General features: G+C 64.0%; 19 protein-coding genes. 6 read left to right on the top strand and 13 right to left on the bottom strand.

What is annotated here, in order from left to right:
• The first annotated feature begins 472 nt into the window (after nucleotides 1-472).
• Genes WS96_RS16815 through WS96_RS16825 form a run of 3 tightly spaced genes read left to right on the top strand, consistent with a single transcriptional unit; the run spans nucleotide 473 to nucleotide 2,943 of the window.
• Nucleotides 473-1,627 carry a glycosyltransferase gene (locus WS96_RS16815; protein ID WP_059833954.1) on the top strand — a complete coding sequence of 385 codons (1,155 nt, stop codon included), beginning with the start codon at nucleotides 473-475 and terminating at the stop codon, nucleotides 1,625-1,627.
• Nucleotides 1,624-2,184, top strand: coding sequence for a hypothetical protein (locus tag WS96_RS16820; protein ID WP_059834505.1), 561 nt, complete (start codon nucleotides 1,624-1,626; stop codon nucleotides 2,182-2,184). Before WS96_RS16815 ends, WS96_RS16820 begins: the two co-directional genes overlap by 4 nt.
• 24 nt (nucleotides 2,185-2,208) lie before the next feature.
• The gene (locus WS96_RS16825; protein WP_059833956.1) at nucleotides 2,209-2,943 is read left to right on the top strand and encodes a polysaccharide deacetylase family protein; all 735 of its coding nucleotides are present in this window, start codon (nucleotides 2,209-2,211) and stop codon (nucleotides 2,941-2,943) included.
• A 132-nt stretch (nucleotides 2,944-3,075) separates the two neighbouring features.
• On the opposite strand, the gene WS96_RS16830 is transcribed toward WS96_RS16825, so the two are convergent.
• The 7 genes from WS96_RS16830 to WS96_RS16860 form a co-directional block, all read right to left on the bottom strand.
• Complete coding sequence (locus WS96_RS16830; RefSeq protein WP_082720274.1) at nucleotides 3,076-4,323, bottom strand: DUF3443 domain-containing protein; 1,248 nt, start codon at nucleotides 4,321-4,323, stop codon at nucleotides 3,076-3,078.
• Between the two features lie 5 nt (nucleotides 4,324-4,328).
• Nucleotides 4,329-4,820: a DUF2844 domain-containing protein gene (locus WS96_RS16835; protein ID WP_034205757.1), complete on the bottom strand. Its 492-nt coding sequence runs from the start codon at nucleotides 4,818-4,820 to the stop codon at nucleotides 4,329-4,331.
• A gap of 403 nt (nucleotides 4,821-5,223) precedes the next feature.
• Nucleotides 5,224-5,949, bottom strand: coding sequence for an OmpW/AlkL family protein (locus WS96_RS16840; protein ID WP_059786345.1), 726 nt, complete (start codon nucleotides 5,947-5,949; stop codon nucleotides 5,224-5,226).
• 215 nt (nucleotides 5,950-6,164) lie between these two features.
• On the bottom strand, nucleotides 6,165-8,126 hold the full coding sequence (locus tag WS96_RS16845; RefSeq protein WP_059833958.1) for an acyl-CoA synthetase: 1,962 nt from the start codon (nucleotides 8,124-8,126) through the stop codon (nucleotides 6,165-6,167).
• Nucleotides 8,123-9,079, bottom strand: coding sequence for a fumarylacetoacetate hydrolase family protein (locus WS96_RS16850; protein ID WP_034205760.1), 957 nt, complete (start codon nucleotides 9,077-9,079; stop codon nucleotides 8,123-8,125). Before WS96_RS16850 ends, WS96_RS16845 begins: the two co-directional genes overlap by 4 nt.
• Nucleotides 9,080-9,115: 36 nt before the next feature.
• Complete coding sequence (locus WS96_RS16855) at nucleotides 9,116-10,186, bottom strand: VOC family protein (protein ID WP_059503573.1); 1,071 nt, start codon at nucleotides 10,184-10,186, stop codon at nucleotides 9,116-9,118.
• Nucleotides 10,187-10,193: 7 nt separating this feature from the next.
• The gene (locus tag WS96_RS16860) at nucleotides 10,194-11,888 is read right to left on the bottom strand and encodes a bifunctional 3-(3-hydroxy-phenyl)propionate/3-hydroxycinnamic acid hydroxylase (RefSeq protein WP_059833960.1); all 1,695 of its coding nucleotides are present in this window, start codon (nucleotides 11,886-11,888) and stop codon (nucleotides 10,194-10,196) included.
• A gap of 118 nt (nucleotides 11,889-12,006) precedes the next feature.
• Here WS96_RS16860 and WS96_RS16865 point away from each other — a divergent pair, with 118 nt between their 5' ends.
• The 3 genes from WS96_RS16865 (at nucleotide 12,007) to WS96_RS16875 (ending at nucleotide 13,949) form a co-directional block, all read left to right on the top strand.
• Nucleotides 12,007-12,789, top strand: coding sequence for a TetR/AcrR family transcriptional regulator (locus WS96_RS16865; RefSeq protein WP_059833962.1), 783 nt, complete (start codon nucleotides 12,007-12,009; stop codon nucleotides 12,787-12,789).
• Nucleotides 12,790-12,972: 183 nt separating this feature from the next.
• Nucleotides 12,973-13,590, top strand: a complete 618-nt coding sequence (locus WS96_RS16870) for a LysE family translocator (protein WP_059833964.1) — start codon at nucleotides 12,973-12,975, stop codon at nucleotides 13,588-13,590.
• Nucleotides 13,591-13,700: 110 nt separating this feature from the next.
• A complete protein-coding gene (locus WS96_RS16875; protein WP_034205765.1) occupies nucleotides 13,701-13,949 on the top strand; it encodes a hypothetical protein in 249 nt (82 codons plus the stop codon).
• A 131-nt stretch (nucleotides 13,950-14,080) separates the two neighbouring features.
• Here WS96_RS16875 and WS96_RS16880 read toward each other — a convergent pair whose 3' ends face one another.
• From WS96_RS16880 to WS96_RS16905, 6 genes are all read right to left on the bottom strand, one after another.
• The gene (locus tag WS96_RS16880; protein WP_059833966.1) at nucleotides 14,081-15,439 is read right to left on the bottom strand and encodes an MFS transporter; all 1,359 of its coding nucleotides are present in this window, start codon (nucleotides 15,437-15,439) and stop codon (nucleotides 14,081-14,083) included.
• 192 nt (nucleotides 15,440-15,631) lie between these two features.
• The gene (pcaC, locus tag WS96_RS16885; RefSeq protein ID WP_006480129.1) at nucleotides 15,632-16,018 is read right to left on the bottom strand and encodes a 4-carboxymuconolactone decarboxylase; all 387 of its coding nucleotides are present in this window, start codon (nucleotides 16,016-16,018) and stop codon (nucleotides 15,632-15,634) included.
• Between the two features lie 10 nt (nucleotides 16,019-16,028).
• Complete coding sequence (pcaD, locus tag WS96_RS16890; RefSeq protein WP_059833968.1) at nucleotides 16,029-16,814, bottom strand: 3-oxoadipate enol-lactonase; 786 nt, start codon at nucleotides 16,812-16,814, stop codon at nucleotides 16,029-16,031.
• On the bottom strand, nucleotides 16,814-18,187 hold the full coding sequence (locus WS96_RS16895; protein ID WP_059833970.1) for a 3-carboxy-cis,cis-muconate cycloisomerase: 1,374 nt from the start codon (nucleotides 18,185-18,187) through the stop codon (nucleotides 16,814-16,816). Before WS96_RS16895 ends, pcaD begins: the two co-directional genes overlap by 1 nt.
• 88 nt (nucleotides 18,188-18,275) lie before the next feature.
• The gene (locus WS96_RS16900) at nucleotides 18,276-18,932 is read right to left on the bottom strand and encodes a CoA transferase subunit B (protein ID WP_059833972.1); all 657 of its coding nucleotides are present in this window, start codon (nucleotides 18,930-18,932) and stop codon (nucleotides 18,276-18,278) included.
• Between the two features lie 20 nt (nucleotides 18,933-18,952).
• Nucleotides 18,953-19,669, bottom strand: a complete 717-nt coding sequence (locus tag WS96_RS16905) for a 3-oxoacid CoA-transferase subunit A (RefSeq protein ID WP_034205770.1) — start codon at nucleotides 19,667-19,669, stop codon at nucleotides 18,953-18,955.
• Nucleotides 19,670-19,804 lie beyond the last annotated feature (135 nt).

The following is a 19,804-nucleotide window of genomic DNA, read 5'->3' on the forward strand; positions in this document are numbered from 1 at the left end:
GATCGCCTGGGCGGACAAGGGGGGGCATTCTAACGCAAATGGTGGGCCGGCTTTCAAATCTGAAAGCGACATCGGTTGATTTGCGTCCTGGTGTCGCCGCAAAAAGGATCGTGTCGCCGGTCCGGCCTGCTTTCGGCGCGGTCGGATGCCGGGGAATTTCGGGTCGCGGGAAGGTACCGGTCGGGACCGCCGTGCCGGTCGCGATCGCCGGAGATCGTCACGCAGGAGACGACACGATCCAGCGATCGCGACACATTCGCACAAAGATGCGCAGACCTCGACACTACGCCACGTAAACGATCTGTAATATTTGGAAATGATTCGCGTTGACGCCATGTCTTGACGTCGACACGCAATCTCGAGCCGGAGACGCGGCATCGCGTTCGCGTCATTGCTTCCGTTCCATCAGGTCGAGCCCTTCATTTCATCAGTAATCCTTGTAAATGAAGGGCGAAGAGAAAGCGGCATCGTGATGAACATTCTGTACACCAACTTCCACGGCGATTATGGCGGCGGCCAGGACACCTACGTTCGCGATCTCGCCGTCGCGATGAGCCGCCATCACCGCGTGACCGTGGCGTCGCCGCAAGGCAGCCGCCTGTCGCGACTGCTGAAGGACAGCCCCGACGTGGGCATCTTCGACATGGAATTCAAGCCGCGCTGGAACCGGCTGTGCCGGGAGATCCTGCGGCTGCATCGATTGATCGTCGCGGAGCGCTTCGACGTGATCCACGTGAACGGGTCCGCCGATCACCGGCAGGTGATGCTGGCGCTGCTCGCGTGCCGGTATCGGCCCGCGGTCGTGCTGACCAAGCACAACACCTATCGCGCCGACAGCTTCGGCAACCAGTTGCGCGCGCGGCTGGCGACCGACCATACGATCGCGGTCAGCGACTACGTCGCGAGCATGCTCGCGCTGCGCTCGCCGTACGGCAACGTCACGGTCGTCAAGCACGGCGTACGCCGGCCGGCTGCCGAACGCCCCGCGGCCGACGAGATCCGCCGCCACAAGATCGCGCTGTTCGGCGCGGCCGGCGCGGATGCGATCGTGCTGGGCAGCAGCGCCGGCACCGCGCCCGAAAAAGGCTGGATGGACCTGATCGCCGCGCTCGGCCGCCTGCCCGAAACCGAGCGCGAGCGGTTTCGCGTACTGCTGGTCGGCGCGGAACCGTCCGGCGAGCAGCGCGCGCAACTCGCGCGGCACGGCATGGCGTCGCGCACCGCGTTCACCGGACGGCTCGACGATGTGCAGGCGCCGTTCTCGATCATCGACGTGTCGTTCGTGCTGTCGTACCACGAGAGCCTGTCGTACGCGTGCCGCGAAGCGATGTCGCTCGGCTGCCCCGCGATCGTGACGCGCGTGGGCGGGCTGCCCGAGAACGTCGAACCGGGCGTGGACGGTTGGGTCGTCCCGCCGCGCGAGCCCGCGGCGATCGAAGCGGTCCTGCGCGCGATCGTGCAGGAACCCGGCTGCGTCCGTGCGATGGGGCGCAGCGCGCGGCTGAAAGGCAAGCGTGAATTCTCGTTCGACGCGTTCGTCGACGCGACGTTGTCCGTCTATCAGAAATCGGTTCGACACAACCCGTACCGCTGGGCGACCTCCTTGAGATCCACGCAATGGCGATGAATATCTGGAAGAAGTACTGGGACCTGCGCACGCAGGAATGTCCGTGCGACGTGCACTTCGTCGAATGGCTGGAATCCGTGCGCCTCAAGGGCATCCGCATCTATCACTTCGGTACCGGCGGCCACCACCACGTAGGCGTCGAATGCGCGCGGCCGCATCTGAACAACACCGTCTTCGGCGTGACGGCATCGCCGAAGGAATACAAGTCGTATGTCGATCTCGTCACGCGGCAGCCCGAGGTGAGCAAGACCTACCTCGCGTATTTCGGCGACATCTATACGAGCAATTCGAGCCTGCTGCCGACGTTCGACGCCGTCACACTGTTTCATCTGTGCGAGTTCCGCGACGAAGCGAACAGCCGCTACGGCGCGAAGACCGACGAAGCGGTGCTCGACCTGTTCGCACGTCATACCGCGCCCAACGGCCATCTGCTGTTCTACAAGGGCTCGTCGGCCTACCGGAAGGCCGCGCCGATCATCGCGCAGTGGGCCGCTCGTGCCGATTTCGCCGAGGTCGGCGACTTCAAGTCCCTGCGGATTTTCCGCAAGGCGGCGTAACCCCGCTTTCCTGCGATCCGCCCGATGCTTGCGCACACCCCACGCTATCCGATTCTGATGTATCACCAGATCCGCCCGCTGCCGCCGCCGACCGACCGGCTGCGCAGCCTGAGCGTCGCGCCCGACGCATTCCGCCGCCAGATGACGCTGTTCAAGCGGCTCGGCTACCGCGGCCTGAGCGTGCGCGAACTGCAGCCGTACCTGCGCGGGGAGCGGCAGGGCAAGGTCTTCGGCATTTCGTTCGACGACGGCTTTCTCAACGTGCTGACGCATGCGATGCCCGTGCTGGACGCGCTCGGGTTCACCGCGACCTGCTACTTCGTCGCCGGCCGGTTCGGCGGCGCGAACGACTGGGACGCGGGTGCGCCGACCGCGCGCTCGCCGCTGATGACGTGCGCGGACATGCTCGTGTGGCGCGATCACGGCCACGAAATCGGCTCGCATACGCTCGATCACGTCGCGCTGTCGCATGTGTCCGCGCCTGTCTCGGCGTTTCAGTTGACCGAATCGAAGCGGCAACTCGAAATGCTGAGTGGCCAGCGCGTCGAATCGTTCTGTTATCCGTACGGCGATCTCGACGCACGCGTACGCGATCAGGTCATCGCTGCCGGTTACGACAATGCGACGACGACCCGGCGCGGATGCGCAGGCGCGGCCGACGATCCGTTTCTGTTGCCGCGGATTCCGGTGGCGGGCGGGGTCGGGGCGGTGAGGCTGTGGTTCAAGTGCATGAAGGGGCGAATAGCGGGGTGCCGATAGCCGCTTGAGGAGATCGACTGGACGAGCCGGTATCACCCCGATCCGATACCCCTCTCCTTCGGTGACTCAATTTCCAACCGATTGCAGATCAATGACAAGTATCTTGATGGGTTGCCGGCCCGCCTCAAGGCATCAGTATGCGACGTAAGGCGCAGAGCCGCCTTCCGCCGAACGATCCAGGCCAAAATAGATCGTTCGACCGTAAAAATATGGCAGCCCGAGATCTAGCCAAGAGGACGAGCCGAAGTGACCTGCGACGTCATTGAATGCATATGTTGAATTCCTCGAGAACAACGTATCTGCGTTAGCAACGGACAGGGAAATCATGCTCACTGTGCCGTCGAGCCCAACCAGAGTCGCAGCATAGGTGGTCGTCGTTGACGGGCAGTAGAATTGCGTGTTCTTGGCACACGCAATCTGCGCCGAGTCATCGAAGAAATTCGCATTTGATCCAGTATCGAAGAACGCGGTGACCTTTCTGGAAAGGAACGCTCCTGGCACATCACCCGTCGTCGTTGACATCAGCTTCGTGGTGGCGCCGAATGCATTGTTGCCTTGAGTGCCGATGCCAAAAATCAACGAGCCCGTCACGCTTTCCCGACCGTCTTCCGAAATCTGCGGCATTTTTACAATCACGCCGTTGTTGTCTGCGGCGAACTGACCGACAGGATTGCTGATCTGTTGCGATAGCGGCACGGTGACTTGTACGCAGCTCGAGTTTCCGTCCGCGCACGAGTAGTAGTTGCTCAACGACGCGACCTTCACACAGGGTGCACCACAATCATAGGGCGCCGGACCAATTCCAAGAATGCCGTTTGCACCAAGAGCCGTGGCCGAGTTCGCAGCTTCATTCCCGTTTGTACACGAACTTGGCACGTTGTCCGTGGCAAGATCGCCGATGATCTGCACCGGCAAGGAACTCGCACGTTCATCGCCAATGGAAAGGTCAATCGTTCGAACCGTGCCCCACGTATAACTCGAAACGAACTTGCCGCATTCGGAAAGCGTCGATCCGTCGTTTGTAGTCGTTTTAGGCAGGCTGTCGATAACGCTTGGAATTGCATCACGTACGATCCGCAAGCCATACGATGCGGTGTCAACGAGCACATTGGACACCACCTGGCAGCGTGACGTTCCGGGCGCACAAATCTTGATGTTGACGGTCGGAATGTTGACGACGCGTGCAACGCCTCGCGCAACCGTAACGATTGCGGTATTTCCGGTGTTGCCGTCCGATGCGCCAGAACTACTGGCGCCCGTTTCGCCGGAACCTGAATCGCCGCCGCCGCACGCAACGAGGAAAGCTGCCGAGACGGTCATCAAGCTGAATATGCTGAACCACCGGACGACCGTACGAAAAATGCTCATGATCATTTTCATGGGAGTTACAGGATATCGTTGCCGGTCAGGCCGGGCGGAAGCGCGGGCGGCAACCAGGCTTGCCCGGAAAATGCCCCCATGTGCCCTCCTGTCTTGATCACGAGATTGCGCGCCGAAACAGATACCGGCGTACGCCAGCCACGAAGTGCATGCGCGACTTCCACGCCCGCGCTGTAATCGCGAAGATAACCGCCGAGCAACGACCCGAGATCGGGAATCGTCGGCCCTTGCCACGCTATGCCGAAGACGATTCCGTCGCCCGATGTGTATTCGCGAATCACGGTTCCCGATCCGAGCGTAGTTTCACGGACGATGTAAACGGCTGGATTCGCCGTCAGGCCATCGGCCGCTCGATTCGCAGGCCGCATCACACGCACTTTCGCGGCCTGATCGGCGGCGGGCAACGATATCGGTGCGCCGCCCAGTTCGGCATGCGCATGTGGCGTTGCCAATCCCGCGATGAGCGCAGCGGCGTAAGCATAGCTAATCGACTTCACATTTCCCTCCCGAACAACACCCGCGTATGACGGTTCGGGACGCCTCCGCTGCGAGTGCGCTCCCTTGGAATCAAGTAACCCTCGACGCCTTGGTCGCCGCGATCGGTAACCAGGCGCCCCACAGGGGCTGGCCACAACATTTATTGACATTAAACTCAATATTGATACTTTTGTCATTTATGTCGATAGAGCGCGTACTCGAACGTTTCCTAACGTCGGTGTCATATTCATCTTTCGGGTTAGCAATCCTCAACATTCCGATCGCACTCGACGCATGTCGCGAGCAAGGATCACGAAACGTCCGCGGTCGGGCCATGCGACGCTGAAACTCGACGGCGATCGTCACGTCGCCGCGCTGGGCGGCGACTGCAACATGCGTGCGACGTGTCCTGGCTAATGCGGTTCAGAAGCGGTATCCGACCGACAGGAACGTCACGATCGGATTGACCCGGAATTTGCTGGTGCTCGTGACCGTGCCGACGGATGACCGGGTAGTGAGCGTGGCGCGTGTCGATACCCACGAATACGCCACCGACGCATTGATCGACCAGTGAGAATCGATGTTGTAGGTCAGGCCGCCGTTGACGACGGGCGCAAAGGAATGACTGAGCGACACGGATGTCGGTCCCTCGAGCGCGGTCCCGACGGTCGGCGAGAAATAGATCTGGCCGGTGGAAACGGGATTGCTGAGCTTGATGTTGCTGAACCACGTGTAGGTGACGCCGGCGCCCAGATACGGCCTGAACCGTGCATTCGGTTGGCCGAAGTAGTAGTTGAAGATGATCGCCGGACTCCAGGCCCGCGCGGTCCCCAGCTCGCCGAAACCGCTGAGCGTACCTGCGCCGTTCAAGTGCCATGTCGGCGGAAAACCCATGACCGTCGTCGCCGCGATATGGTCGGTCAGGAAGTACGTTGCGGTCACTCCGAACGTATCGCCGCTTGCGATCTCCCCACCGCTGCCGGTCATCACTTGTGACTGGCCGAGCGCATTGACGGTCAGCGGATCCGCCGCCCCCTGCGGCGCAAAATGGGACCAGCCGGCATTGACCACCCACTGACCGGCTGATTGGGCATGCGCGCCAGAGATGGCCGCGACCAGTACGACGGTTCCTGCGCTGATCCGTTTCATGTTTGTCTCCAGATTTTTGTGTTGGTGTTCAAGAATCGTGAAACCTGTCTTCATCCTCGTGCGCCAGGCATGACTTTCGGGCTGGTCCTGCGCTTATGACACACGAGGCCAAAAGCATCGGGTGCTGCTTCGTCAAGAAAAATCCCTTTCTTCATTAACTTCGAATTCCTAAGTTATTTGCTTACTTCAACCCCAAACGTTCCGAGAATCGACAATCAGTGATGTTCGGGTTCGACAGAAGTCGAAAAGGCAAACGGGAAGCGGCCCATCACCGTATTGACCTTCGCAATCTGCGCGTGATCGCTCAGCGCCACATGCAGGGTGAGCCCGCGCGACGGGTCGTCCACCATGCTCACCCGCGCACCCTCGACGCCGGCATCCTTCAGCGCGGAGACCAGCGCGTCGAACGTCTCCCATCGTTTGAGTTCGGGCTTGAAGATCTTGCCGACCGCCGTAAGCGGCATCGCATCGACGATATGAATCCGCTTCGGTATCGCGGCGCGCTCGCCGATCATGCTGCGTATGAACGTGTCGAGCTCCGTCTCGGTTGCCGTTGCGCCGGCTTTCAACTGCACGTATGCGACTGGCAGCTCGCCAGCATGCACGTCGGGACGTCCGATTGCCGCAGCGATTTGCACTGCCGGGTGGCGGTGCAGCGGTTCTTCGATCGTCGCCGGATCGATATTGTGACCTCCCCGGATGATGAGCTCCTTGCGGCGGCCCGTGAGCCAGAAGTAGCCTTGGGCATCGCGTCGCGCGAGATCCCCGGTGTTGAGCCACTGCCGGCCGTCGCCGAGATCGAGCCACAGGCTCTTGTTCTGATCTTCCTGAAGATAGCCCGCGAACACGTTCGGCCCGGAAATCGTCAGCACACCGACTTCGTTCTCGACGCAATCGCGCACGTAGCGGCCGGCGTCGTCGAGTATCACCGCCTTCATCATTTGGCCGGGGATGCGCAAGCCGATCGAACCGAGACGCCGTTCGCCGCCTGGCGGATTGACGCTGCTTACGCATGCGCCCTCGGTGAGCCCGTAGCCTTCGAGGATCCGGACCCCGGTGCGATCCTGGAACAGGCGAAATACTTCCACGGGCATCGGCGCGGCACCGCAAAGTCCATATTCCAGCGAGTCGATGTTCCGGCCGTCGACGGGCACGTCGAGCAACGCCGAATACAAGGTCGGCACCGCGCTGAAGAAATTGATCCTGTGGTGCTCGACGATTTCCCAGAATCGTTTGACGACGCCGTCGCCGCGATAGCCCTGTGGCGTACCCAGCACCACATGTGCGCCGCGCGAGAACGGCACCAGGCCGGTTGCCAGCACGGCATTGACATGGAACAGCGGCAGTCCGCAGAACACGGTCTTCCCCGGGCCCATCCCGGCGCCGACGACCTGCCCGACGCTCCAGGCATTGGCCACCTCGTTGCCGTGCCGGCGAATCGCGATTTTCGGCAATCCCGTCGTGCCGCCCGTACAGAAGTAAGACGATATGTCGTCGGCTTCAAAACGCCGTGGGCTCAGCAGCGAATCGCCGGATTCACGCGACATCGCACTGTCGAAGTCATGGATCTCGACGTGGCGCGGAACGGCACCGCGCACGCCCGCGCGCCGGTGCAACCGTTTGCATTCTCGACGCTGCATCGCGCGGGCGGCAATTCGGCGCCACCCCTGCACACGCTCGGCCAGATCGATCAGGACGAGGCTTTGCAGCGATGGCACCTCGCTCAGGATGGGCTGGATCTTCGACCAGATATCCGTTCCCGGAAAAGGCGCCAGCGTCACCAGCACCTTTGCGTTTGCGGCCTTGAGCAGCGATGCGATCGCCGGCCCCTCCAGCAACGGATTGATCGCGCACACGATCCCGGCCGCTTCGCCTCCCCAGATGACGAAATGCGTTTCCGGCAAATTCGGCAGCACGTAGGCGACCACCGAGTGGCGATCGATACCGAGGCGTGAAAACATGTTCGCGGCGCGGGTGATATCCCGCAGAAGCGCCGCATAGTTCCAGCGCAATGGCTTGCGATGATCGTCGGCGCGCAGGAAAAATGATAAGGCCGGCGCGGTCGGGTCGATCGCCGCACCACGGCCGATCATCTCGTAAGTGCTGGCCGGGAGGTCGGCGGGCGGCCCCTGGTTTTCGATCCGAAGCACGTCCGCTTCGGTTGCGATGGCGTTCATGCGAGCTCGTCCACGATTCGGTTGCGTTGCACACCGAGGTCGATTGCCCCGTCCCTGCTCCGGATCCGCGACTCGACCAGATCCCCGGCCTTCAGGTACTGCGGGCGCGCGGCCTGAACCTTCGCGAAGATCCGCCACTTCATGTGCTCCGGCAGCAACGCGGCAACCCGTTGCTTCGCCGGCGACGGAATGCTGAGCGCGCATCCGGACGGCGTGCCCGTTGCAAGCAAGTCACCGGCGTTCAGATCCTGAACCCCCGAAAGCTCCGTGAGCGTTTCGGCCGGACCATACACGAGGTTCGCGGTCGAATCGCTCTGGCGCACTTCCCCGTTCACGGTCAGCGTCAGTGTCAGCGCGCGCAGCCGCGCGATATCGCTTGAATCCAGCAGGCACAGATACGGCCCCACGGGCCCGAACGTCCGATAGCTTTTTCCCTTGTAAAACTGCATTTGAGGAATCTGGATATCGCGTGCGGAATAGTCGTTGACGATCACGAGGCCCGCCACGTACTCGTGCAGGTTCGTGTCCGTGATGGCTTGCCGGGACGTGATATCGCGGCGAAGCACGAGCCCCAGTTCGATCTCGTAGTCCAGAAACCGCACATGTTGCGGCCGGATGACGTCGGAATCGGCGGCGACGATGCAGCTCGTCGCCTTCGTGAAGATCATGTTGAACGACTTCGCATCCGGATTCATGCCGGACTCGATCATGTGCTGGCGATAGTTGGCGCCCTGACAAACGAACCGTTGATTGCGCGTGACCGGCGACAGCCACTCGACGTCCGATTCGCGAATCGTTTCTCCGTCGAGCGCGGCGAGGTCATCGATCCGATGTGCTCGCACGAATTCGCCGGTCGTCGGGTAGTCGCCCGGTATCGGCGTGATCCGGTGGTGCCTCACCACGCCCCATTGGGCGCGCCGCTGATGCCGGTAGTGCAAGACGTGCAATGCCATGAAGATGCCTCGAACAGGTCTGAGTGAAGATGAAGGTCACGCAAACAGCTTCGCGAGCGTGCGCAGCTTCGCAAACGTGACGTCCGGACTGGCCCGGAGGTTTCGGATCAGCGATGCGATGCTTGCGGCGGTGATCTTCGGTTTGGTGAAGCTGCGCGGCATCCGGGGGCCCCACTGCGACATCGCTTCACGGCTAACTTCGTGGATGCCCGTCGCCACGTCCGCCGTGAACATGTCCCCATCGCAATAGTGTTCGTGCTTGTCGCCCCAAGGGTCCTGCCAATAGTCGAAGACCTGGCTGCCGAGAATGTGACGACCCATCCCCCATGCGTGCGTCCATCCTTTTTCGCTCAACACACGCTGCCCGATCCCGACGGCGTCCGCGTCCACCAGCTCGAATGCCGAGTGGCTGTAAAGCGCTGCGAATCCCTGTGCCAATGCCAGCGTATGGTGATCCGTGGGGGTCGCCCCGCGATCGAGCCGCAAGAACGCGACGGCGGGCGATCCATCCGGCAACACCTGAACGTCGCTCGGGATGAAACCGAAGTGAGACGTGTACCACGCGCAAGTCGCCTGGAAATCGGCGAGTTCGAGCACGACATGACCGAGGCGAATCACTTCCGGCGCCGCCAGCGGCGCACGCTGGGTATCGTTCACGCGAACGATGGAATCGGGCGAGTTGAACGCTAACGCCGACCGGTGCGGCAGGGCGCCGGCCCGCGCTTGTCCCGCGACCGCGTCGACACGAAAACCCGACGGATCGACGAGCGTGACGCGATGGCCGCCTCCGGGCCACGGCGACGGCTCCACGTCCGACGCGCCCGGCACGTCGGCAAGCTTTCGCAGTGCGTCGATACCGTCAACTTCAAGCCCGAAGCCGACGAAACGATTTTTTTCAGCCTGCCGGACGACATAGCAGAACGGTGTGGCGGCCGTGCCTCGGAGAAACAGATATTCGCCGTCACGGGATACCGTTCGCAGGCCGAAATCGTTGAGAAATCGTTCGGCCCGTTCGAGATCGGGACGCTCGAACATCAAATAGGAAAGCGCCCGAGCCTTCGTCGTCGGCTGGGGACTCCGTGCGGGTTGTGCAGTCGTGAGCTTCATGGGGGCCTCAGGAAATCGGCTGGGCAATGTGATCGGACAGCGACGAAAACGAGGTGCGTGCACCAAGCAATCGCAGGGATTCGAGAACCAGACGGGTCGAGTCGGCCACCGGGCCTTCGTGCAGGACCGTTTTGTCCGGCCGAATCACGGCCGCCCAGCCAAACCGCACGACACCCGGCATGAACGTACCGTCCAGGTCCTCCCATCCGTCGTCCTCGATGCGATGAAGGCGCTGCCCGCGGTGCACGACCTGCACCACGACACCGCCCGCCGCGATCAGCGCGGCTCGCGCGCCGGCGTCGAGTTCGACGCCTGGATCCCGTCCGAATCCGATCAGCGCGAGACCACTACCGAACACGTCGTCGCTCAGGCGGATCGTCCCATCGTGCCTGCGCAGCCATCCCTGCGGCAGGGCTGCGCCGCGCACGAGCCGCGTGGACGAATGGCCGGGGACGAACAGACCGCTCCGGAACGCATTCTTCGGCTTGATCCCGAGTTCGTCGAAGTGATTTCGTAGCGGCGGAACGAGCCGCGTCAATCGCATCAGACCATGCGTGAACAACGCGATCCCGGCGTTTCGCGGCATCACGAGCTTGCCCATGAATTTCGCGACGCCGATCATCGCCTTGGCGTGCGGTCGTCGTTCCTGATCGTAGGAATCCAGGATTTTCGGGATTGCGTGGCCTTTGACGACCCACGCCAGTTTCCAGCCGAGATTCGCGGCATCGCGCAGGCCGGCGACGAGCCCCTGGCCAACGAACGGCGGAGTGATATGGGCGGCGTCACCCGCGAGAAAAACGCGCCCTTTGCTGAACGTCGTGACGGTTCGGGCATGAAAACGGTACACGGCCTTGCGTTCGATCACCATGTCCTCGATGCCGCCCCACGGCGCGAGCAGTTCGCGGATGCGTTCGTCGGATTCCATTTCTTCTCGCGTCTCGTCGGGATGGAGCATGAACTCCCAACGCTCGCGCCCCCCGGGTGCGGTCATATGAGGCGTTGGCCGCCGATAGTCACAGATGAACTCGACATGGTCGATGGGTCGGCGCACGTTTCGCGCGTCGACGATCAACCAGTCCTCAGCGAACGTCTTGCCCTTGAAATCCTGTCCGATCAGCTGGCGCACGATCGAGCTGGCGCCGTCGGCACCGACGACGTAGCGGGCGCGCACGACGTGCCGTGCGCCCGGCCCGCTGTCGAGCGTGGCGGCGACGTAATCGGCGTGCTCGTCGAGCGAGACGAGCGTCACACCGAGCGCCATTCGGGCCGTGCGGTGCGCGGCTAGTCGCGAACGCAAGCATCGCTCCAGGTCCGGTTGATAGAACGTCACGAGCTTCGGATGGCCATCGATGCTCCCCAGCGTATTGATGCGCCCGAACTCTCCGAACCAGGGAGAGCGCATCCGGACGTACGGGATCGCCACTGTATCGAGGTCGGCTTCGTTCACCCCGATGTACTGCAGGATGCGAAGCGCGTCGTTGTCGAGCGCGATCGCACGTGGCGCCATGAAGATCTCCGCCGCCCTGTCGACGACAAGCACGCGCACGCCGTCCCGGCCAAGAAGCGCACCGATCGCCGCGCCGACGGGACCGCAGCCCACCACGAGCACGTCTACATCCGACGGCAAGTCGCGGCCGCCCGAAGAGCTCATGCCGTCGTTGCCTTCATGGACGCCCGGCTCGCACGTCAGGTTTGTCTCCACCACCGTTCCATCTCCAGTTCTTGAGACTGGCCACTGCTGGCCGCCTTTATGACATTGAAATCATAATTGATGATTTTGTCAATTTTGACGTTCGAACGTATACTCAAACACCGAATCCATGCGCACGCCGATGCCCAACACTTCTTCCCGTCGCACCAGAACACCGTCGCCGGCCGTCTTCTCGAACGGGCAAGCGCCGTCGAGCCCTGAGGTTCGCGAGCCTCGAGGCGCGCGCCGAAAGCGCGAGACGCGGGCGCGCCTGCTGGATGCCGCCTTTGTACTCATGGCGCAAAAGGGGATGGAAGGCGTCGCGATCAATGAAATTACGGAAGCCGCGGACGTGGGGTTCGGGTCGTTCTACAACCACTTCGAATCGAAAGAAGCGATTCATGCCGCGGTTTTGGAAATCGTGTTCGAGGAGTTCGCGGATACCCTGGACCGCATTGCAGGCAACCTCACCGACCCCGCCGAGATCATTTCTGTATCGCTGCGCCATACGTTGCTGCGAGCCAGAAGTGAGCCGGTTTGGGGACAATTTCTCCTCCGCGAAGGGTTGTCCATGCGAGCGCTCAGCCGCGGCCTCGGACCCAGGTTGTTGAGGGATATTCAGAAAGGCATCCTCGCGGGGAGATTCTCGGCAAGTGACCCGCTGATGAGCGTGATCACGGTCGGGGGTGCGGTACTGACCGCCATTGCGATCGAGCTCCGATTCGATGCGGACGAGAAGCCGGTTACCGACATGTTGAACATGATCGGGTACAGTCAGAACGGCTTTGCCGAGCGCGCAGCTTCATCCCTGTTGCAGACCTTGGGTGTGCCGCAAACTGAAGCGATAGAGATTGCGAATCGCCCATTGCCGCCCGCTGGGACGTCTGGGTCCAACGAATCGCAAGAACGTTAGCGGCCTATCGTTCGCCTGTGATAGGCAGAACCCTGCCGGGTACCCGCGTAGCACTGACGGTCGCCGTCACGCACTCGCCCCTCCCCGTACCGGCATTCGTCAAGCCAACTGTACCGGTACTGTACAGAAAACCGTCGCTAAACTGATCTCCATCCCAGCCTCGAACCGAATGGAGAATCCGCGATGGAATTCCTCACCCTCAGCGCGTTGCCCGCCGGCATGCTGTTCGCGCTCGTCACGTCCATCACGCCCGGCCCCAACAACACGATGCTGCTCGCGTCCGGCGTCAACTTCGGGTTCCGCCGCACGGTGCCGCACCTGTTCGGCATCAGCATCGGCGTCGCGATCCTGATGCTCTGCGTCGGCTTCGGCCTCGGCGAAGCGTTCAAGCGCCTGCCGCTGCTGTACACGATCCTCGAAGCCGCGAGCGTCGCGTACCTGTTGTACCTCGCCTGGCGGATCGGCACGTCCGGCGAAGTGAAGGCGCACGGCGCCAAGCCGCGCCCGATGACGTTCATCGAAGCCGCCGCGTTCCAGTGGGTCAACCCGAAGGCGTGGATGATGGTGCTGACCGCCGCGACGACGATCCGCCTGTCCGCCGACTACGGAATGAACGCCGCCTGGATGTCCGTCGTGTTCATCCTGATCGGCTTCCCGTGCATCTGCCTGTGGGCCGCGTTCGGCCTCGGCCTGCGGCGCTTCCTGTCGAATCCCCGCGCGCTGCGCATCTTCAACGTGACGATGGCCGTACTGCTGATCCTGTCGCTGTACCCGCTCGTCGCGCACCTGCTGCCGCGCTGAGCGCTCGCAAGCCCGCCCGTTGAGCTTCACGTGAGGCAGGCGTACCCTTTCGGTACGGGCGCATGCAACCGCTTCGGCGGTTGCGCCGCCGCTCTGCATGGAGATTGCCGATGAAGCCAATGCTGAGAACGGGCGAGTACATCGAAGGAATGCACTGGATCGCCGAGTATCACCCGCTCACGCACGATATCCGCGTGCTGCGCGAGAACATCGAAGTCGGCACGTACTGCGCGCCGCCGACGCTGTTCGGCGACGAGGAAGAAATGGGCGCCGCGAACCACGACGATCATCGCGGCCGGGAAGCCGCGTTGCGCGCGTACCTGCGCAACTTCGTCAAGGAGCACGACGCGGAGGAGTAGCGGTGCGACGGCTGGAATGTCGACGGGCCGCGAACGCGGCCCGGTCTGTCGTCGTGCGCCGGTCGGTCGGCGTGCGACCGGCCTGAATCGATCATGCTCGGCGCCGGTGCATCGCCCGGCCCGAACGCCGCTCAATGCCCGAGCGACTCGATCTTGCCGGCCGGCTGCGCAACGCCATGCGGCCGCGCCATCTGCTTGATCAGCAGCGCAACGCACGCGAGCACGCCCGCGACGGCGATCGTCGCGAACACCCCTGCGAACGAGAAGTGCCGGCGCGTCAGTTCGGCGACGAGGAACGACCCGGCGATCCCGCCGAACCGGCCGACGCCGAGCATCCACGCGACACCCGTGCCGCGCCCTTCGGTCGGATAGAACGCGGCGGCCAGCGCCGGCATCGACGACTGCGCGGTGTTCATCAGCACGCCCGCCACGAACACGATCAGCACCAGCAGCCCGACGTTGCCGGCCGCCTGCCCGATCGCATACACGCTCACCGCCGTCAGCGCGTAGCACACGGCGATCACGCGATTCGCGTTGAAGCGGTCCATCAGCACGCCGCACAGCACGGCGCCCACCCCACCGAGCGGGAACAGCGCCGAGATCAGCGTCGCGCTCTTCGGCGTCAGGCCCGCATCTTTCAGCAAGATCGGCATCCAGTTGATCGACGCGTAGAAGATCACGAGCCCCATGAAGTAGGCGAGCCACAGCATCACCGAGCCGACGATGTACGAGCGCGACAGCACGACGCCGAGGCCCTTGCCGCCGGTCTGCGGCGCGGCTTCGGTCAACGCGAACGAGCCGGCGTTCAGCGCGTCGCGCGAAATGCGCGCGAGCGTCGCGCGGATCCTGTCGATGCCCTGGCCGTTCGCGACCATGAAGCGCACCGATTCCGGCATCTTCAGCAGCAACAGCACGCCGAGCAGCAGCGGCGTCACGCCGCCGAGCACCAGCACGCTGCGCCAGCCGAAATGCGGAATCATCCACGCGGCCAGGAAACCGCCGAACGCGGCGCCGAGCGGAAAGCCGCAGAACATCAGGTTGATCACGGTCGCGCGGCGCTTGTCCGGGCAGAATTCGCCCATCATCGTAACCGCGTTCGGCATCGCGGCGCCGAGCCCGACGCCGGTGACGAAACGCAGGATCGTCAGGTGTCCGATCGTGTTCGAGAACGCGGACATCAGGCACGCGGCGCCGAACAGGAACACCGAGCCGAGCAGCAGCGAGCGGCGGCCGAGCCGGTCGGACAGCGGGCCGGACACGAGCGCACCGCACGCGAGGCCGAACAGTGCGGCGCTGAGCACGGGCGCGAGATCGGGCTTGGTCAGGTTCCATTCGCCGAGCAACGACGGCGCGATGAAGCCGATCGCGGCCGTATCGAAGCCGTCGAGCAGCACGATCACGAAACACATGAGGAAAACGAGCCATTGAAAGCCGCCGAACGGCTGCTCGTTGATGAAGGTCTGGACATCGACCACGGGTGCGCGATTCATCGCTAGTCTCCTTGTCGGCCGAAACGCGCGCGTCGGCGCCTTCCGGTCCCATGCAACGTTGATATATGCAACAAGCGCGGCCTCGTGGCCGCGCCTTTCCTTCGTTCACGCACCGATTCGCTGCCGGTGCGTTCTTCATCGACGGCGGCCCGCCAACCTCGGCGGGCCGCCCGATCGGATCACCGCCGGCCTTTAACCGGCTGCATCCTGCTCCTTGAAGATCTTGTCCGCGAGATGGAACGCGGAATTCGCGGCCGGCACGCCGCAATAGATCGCGGTCTGCAGCAGCACTTCCTTGATCTCGTCGCGCGTCACACCGTTGTTGCGCGCGGCGCGCAGGTGCAGCGCCAGTTCCTCGCCACGGTTCAACGCCACCATCATCGCGATGGTCAGCAAGCTGCGCGTATGGCGCGGCAGCCCGTCGCGGGTCCAGATCTCGCCCCACGCATAACGCGTGATCAGGTTCTGGAATTCGTCGGTCACTTCGGTGCGGTTCTCGATCGAACGGTCGACGTGCGCGTCGCCGAGCACGGCGCGACGCACCTTCATCCCTGCTTCATAACGTTCCTGGTCGTCCATCGCCGGCACCTCATGCAATCAGGAAATCGAGCAGCGCGCGGTTGAAACCGGCGGTGCATTCGATGTTCGAAATGTGCGCGGCGTCGAATTCGACGTGCAGCGCACCGGGAATCGCGGCGGCAAGCGCGCGGCCCTGCTCGGGCGGCGTCGACATGTCCTTCGCGCCGGTCACGACGAGCACCGGCAACGCGATGCCCTTCACTTCCTCGCGCAGATCGGCCGCGTTCAGCGCGTCGCAGTTGGCCGCATAGCCGTCCTTGTCGGTATGCACGAAGGTGTCGCGGATCGCATCGAACAGGCGCGGCTCGCGTTCGACGAATGCGTCGGTGAACCAGCGCGGCAGCACGGCGTCGGCGAGCGCGGCCATGCCTTCGGCGCGCGCCTTCTGCGCACGCGGCGCCCACACTTCCGGCGAGCCGATTTTCGCGGCGGTATTCGACAGCACCGCGCGCACGATGCGCGACGGGTAGCGTGCGGCCAGCGCGGCGCCGGTCAGCCCGCCCATCGAGATGCCGCAGAAATGCGCGCACTCGATGCCGACGTGGTCGAGCAGGCCGATCACGTCGCCCGCCAGTTGCTCGATCGTGTACGAGCCGGCCGGCGCGTCGGAGTGGCCGTGGCCGCGCGTGTCGTAGCGCAGGATGTTGAAGTGCTGCGCAAGCGGGCGAATCTGCGGCGCCCACATCTGCAGGTCGGCGCCGAGCGAATTCGAGAAGACGAGCCACGGCGCGTCGTCGCGTGCGGCACGGTCGATCCGGTAATGCAGTTTCACGCCGTTGACAGTGGCGAAAGGCATCAATGTTCTCCTGGTTGTTTCGCACCCGCATGCAGCGCGAGCACGGCATCGACATAGGCCTGCGCCTCGCCGACGTAATGTGCGGGATCGAGCAGCCGCGCGAGCGCGTCGCGCGACAGGTGGGCCGACACGGTCGCATCGGCGGCGAGCACGTCGAACAGCGTCGCCCCGGTGCGCACGGCTTCCTTCGACGCGTGCTCGACGACGTGGTGCGCATCGAGCCGGCCGATGCGGTCGCCGAGCGCGAGCATCACGGCTTCGCCGAGGATCAGCCCGTGCGTGAGGTCGAGGTTCGCGGCGAGGCGCTCCGTATTCACGTCGAGGCCCGCGACGATCTGCGCGATCTGCGCGAGCGCGCCGCCCGTCAGGCGTGCGAGATCGGGCAACGCATCCCATTCGGCCTGCCAGCCGCCGAGTGCGCGCTCGTGCTCCTGCACCATCCCCGCGAACACGGTCGCAACGAGGCCCGGCGCGCGCACCGCGGCCGTCAGCACGGCCGCGCAGCCGACCGGGTTGCGCTTGTGCGGCATCGTCGACGAACCGCCCTTGCCGGCGGCGGCCGGTTCGCCGAGCTCGCCGACTTCGGTCTGCATCTGCAGCGACACGTCGCGCGCGATCTTGCCGAGCGTACCGATCAGCATCCCGAAGCACGACGCGGCTTCCGCGATGCGGTCGCGCTGCGTATGCCACGGCACGGCCGGCACCGCGAGCTTCAGGTCGGCCGCGAGCGCGGCGCTCACGCCGGCTGCGTGTTCGCGCAGGCTCGCGAGCGTGCCGGCGGCGCCGCCGAACTGCAGCACGAGCGCACGTTCGCGCAACTCGGCAAAACGCGCGCGATGGCGCAGCAGCGCATCGAGCCATTGAGCGAATTTGAGGCCGAGCGTAATGGGCAGCGCCTGCTGCAGCCACGTGCGGCCGATCATCGGCGTCGCGCGATGGGCGCGCGCGAGCGCCGCGAGCGACGCACAGGCTTCGTCGAGCATCGGTTCGAGCGCGTCGAGCGTGTCGCGCAACTGCAGCACGGTCGCGGTATCGATGATGTCCTGGCTCGTCGCGCCCCAGTGGACGAACTTCGCGGCCTCGGGGTCGTCGGCCTTCACTTGCGCGGTGAGTTGCTTGACAAGCGGAATCGCGAGATTGCCGCCGAGCGCCGCGCCGTGCGCGAGCGCGTCGGCGTCGAGCCGGCCGGCGTCGCACGCGCGTTCGATCGGCGCGACCGCGGCGGCGGGAATCACCTGCTGCGCGGCGAGCGCGCGAGCGAGCGCGGCCTCGACGTCGAGCATTCGCTGGATCGTCGCGCGGGGCGACCAGATCCGGTTGAGCGGCTCGGTGCCGCAGATCAGGGAGGTCAGGCGGGCGCTGTCTTCGAGCATGGCATCGGAATGGGGAAACGGCGTGCGCCTATTGTCTACCCAAGCGCGCCGGCGTGCGCTCGAAAGCGCGCACCGGCATGCTTGCCGTTCAGGCGGCGGCCTTCTGCGTCGCGTCGATCAGCGGCACGCCGGTCAGCTTCTGCAGCTCGTCGAACGACAGGTCGGTGAAGATCTCGCTCACCAAGAGGCCGTCGGCCGTCACGTCGAGCACCGCGAGGTCGGTGTAGATGCGGCTCACGCATTGCACGCCGGTGACCGGATACGAGCACTGCGCGACGATCTTGCTCTCGCCCTGCTTCGTCAGGTGCTCCATCATCACGAACACCTGCTTCGCGCCGATCGCGAGGTCCATCGCGCCGCCGACGGCCGGAATCGCATCGGGCGCGCCCGTGTGCCAGTTCGCGAGGTCGCCGGCAGCCGACACCTGGAACGCGCCGAGCACGCAGTAGTCGAGGTGGCCGCCGCGCATCATCGCGAACGAATCCGAGTGGTGGAAATAGGCGCCGCCGGTGAGCAGCGTCACGTGCTGCTTGCCGGCGTTGATCAGCTCGTCGTCTTCCTCGCCGGGCGCGGGCGCCGGGCCCATGCCGAGCAGGCCGTTCTCGCTGTGCAGGAAGATTTCCTTGGCCGGATCGAGGTGGTTCGCCACCAGCGTCGGCACGCCGATGCCGAGATTCACGTACGCGCCTTCGGGGATGTCCTGGGCGACGCGCTTGGCCATTTCATCGCGGGTCAGTCGTTTCATGTCGGTTTTCCTCAAGGCGATCAGGCGGCTTGCGATGCAGCGTGTTCGGCGGCCAGTTCGGCCGCGTGCGCGGCCTGCGGCACCTCGACGACACGCTGGACGAAAATGCCCGGCGTCACGATGTGCTCCGGGTTCAGCGCGCCGAGCGGCACGACTTCCGACACCTGGACGATCGCGACCTTCGCGGCGCTGGCCATGATCGGCCCGAAGTTGCGCGCGGTCTTGCGGTACACGAGATTGCCCCAGCGATCGCCCTTGTACGCCTTCACGAGCGCGAAATCGGCGTGGATCGGCGTCTCGAACACATACGGCTTGCCGTCGATCACGCGCGTTTCCTTGCCTTCCGCGAGCTTGGTGCCGTAGCCCGTCGGCGTGAAGAAACCGCCGATGCCGGCGCCCGCCGCGCGGATGCGCTCCGCAAGGTTGCCCTGCGGCACGAGTTCCAGCTCGATCTCGCCCGCGCGGTACAGCGCGTCGAACACCTGCGAATCGCTCTGGCGCGGGAACGAACAGATGATCTTGCGCACCTTTTTCGCCTTCAGGAGCGCCGCGAGACCCGTCTCGCCGTTGCCCGCGTTGTTGTTGACGATCGTCAGGTCGCGCGCGCCCTGTTCGATCAGCGCGTCGATCAGCTCGGACGGCATGCCGGCCGTGCCGAAGCCGCCGATCATGATCGTCGCGCCATCGTGGACGTCGGCAACCGCCGACTGAAGCGATTCGAAAATCTTGTTGACCATGTCTCTTCCTGATGCGAACCCGCGGCTCGTGCGCGGCCTGTCGAGGGGACACGCGCGTGCCGCGTGCCGCGCCGGAGGCCTTCGTCGACCCCGGCTTTTGTTCGCTATTCGAACCTAGATTCGATTAGCGAACGA

The sequence above is a fragment of the Burkholderia sp. MSMB1835 genome, assembly GCF_001526365.1.
Classification (GTDB): Bacteria; Pseudomonadota; Gammaproteobacteria; order Burkholderiales; family Burkholderiaceae; genus Burkholderia.

Excerpts from the sequence above, each read along its gene's own strand:
- pcaD (WP_059833968.1), bottom strand. The coding sequence starts at position 16,814 with ATGCCTTTCGCCACTGTCAACGGCGTGAAACTGCATTACCGGATCGAC.
- WS96_RS16870 (WP_059833964.1), top strand. The coding sequence starts at position 12,973 with ATGGAATTCCTCACCCTCAGCGCGTTGCCCGCCGGCATGCTGTTCGCG.
- WS96_RS16850 (WP_034205760.1), bottom strand. The coding sequence starts at position 9,079 with ATGGCATTGCACGTCTTGCACTACCGGCATCAGCGGCGCGCCCAATGG.
- WS96_RS16895 (WP_059833970.1), bottom strand. The coding sequence starts at position 18,187 with ATGCTCGAAGACAGCGCCCGCCTGACCTCCCTGATCTGCGGCACCGAG.
- WS96_RS16875 (WP_034205765.1), top strand. The coding sequence starts at position 13,701 with ATGAAGCCAATGCTGAGAACGGGCGAGTACATCGAAGGAATGCACTGG.
- WS96_RS16820 (WP_059834505.1), top strand. The coding sequence starts at position 1,624 with ATGAATATCTGGAAGAAGTACTGGGACCTGCGCACGCAGGAATGTCCG.
- WS96_RS16840 (WP_059786345.1), bottom strand. The coding sequence starts at position 5,949 with ATGAAACGGATCAGCGCAGGAACCGTCGTACTGGTCGCGGCCATCTCT.
- WS96_RS16855 (WP_059503573.1), bottom strand. The coding sequence starts at position 10,186 with ATGAAGCTCACGACTGCACAACCCGCACGGAGTCCCCAGCCGACGACG.
- pcaC (WP_006480129.1), bottom strand. The coding sequence starts at position 16,018 with ATGGACGACCAGGAACGTTATGAAGCAGGGATGAAGGTGCGTCGCGCC.
- WS96_RS16905 (WP_034205770.1), bottom strand. The coding sequence starts at position 19,669 with ATGGTCAACAAGATTTTCGAATCGCTTCAGTCGGCGGTTGCCGACGTC.
- WS96_RS16830 (WP_082720274.1), bottom strand. The coding sequence starts at position 4,323 with ATGAAAATGATCATGAGCATTTTTCGTACGGTCGTCCGGTGGTTCAGC.
- WS96_RS16845 (WP_059833958.1), bottom strand. The coding sequence starts at position 8,126 with ATGAACGCCATCGCAACCGAAGCGGACGTGCTTCGGATCGAAAACCAG.
- WS96_RS16865 (WP_059833962.1), top strand. The coding sequence starts at position 12,007 with ATGCGCACGCCGATGCCCAACACTTCTTCCCGTCGCACCAGAACACCG.
- WS96_RS16880 (WP_059833966.1), bottom strand. The coding sequence starts at position 15,439 with ATGAATCGCGCACCCGTGGTCGATGTCCAGACCTTCATCAACGAGCAG.
- WS96_RS16900 (WP_059833972.1), bottom strand. The coding sequence starts at position 18,932 with ATGAAACGACTGACCCGCGATGAAATGGCCAAGCGCGTCGCCCAGGAC.
- WS96_RS16815 (WP_059833954.1), top strand. The coding sequence starts at position 473 with ATGAACATTCTGTACACCAACTTCCACGGCGATTATGGCGGCGGCCAG.
- WS96_RS16825 (WP_059833956.1), top strand. The coding sequence starts at position 2,209 with ATGCTTGCGCACACCCCACGCTATCCGATTCTGATGTATCACCAGATC.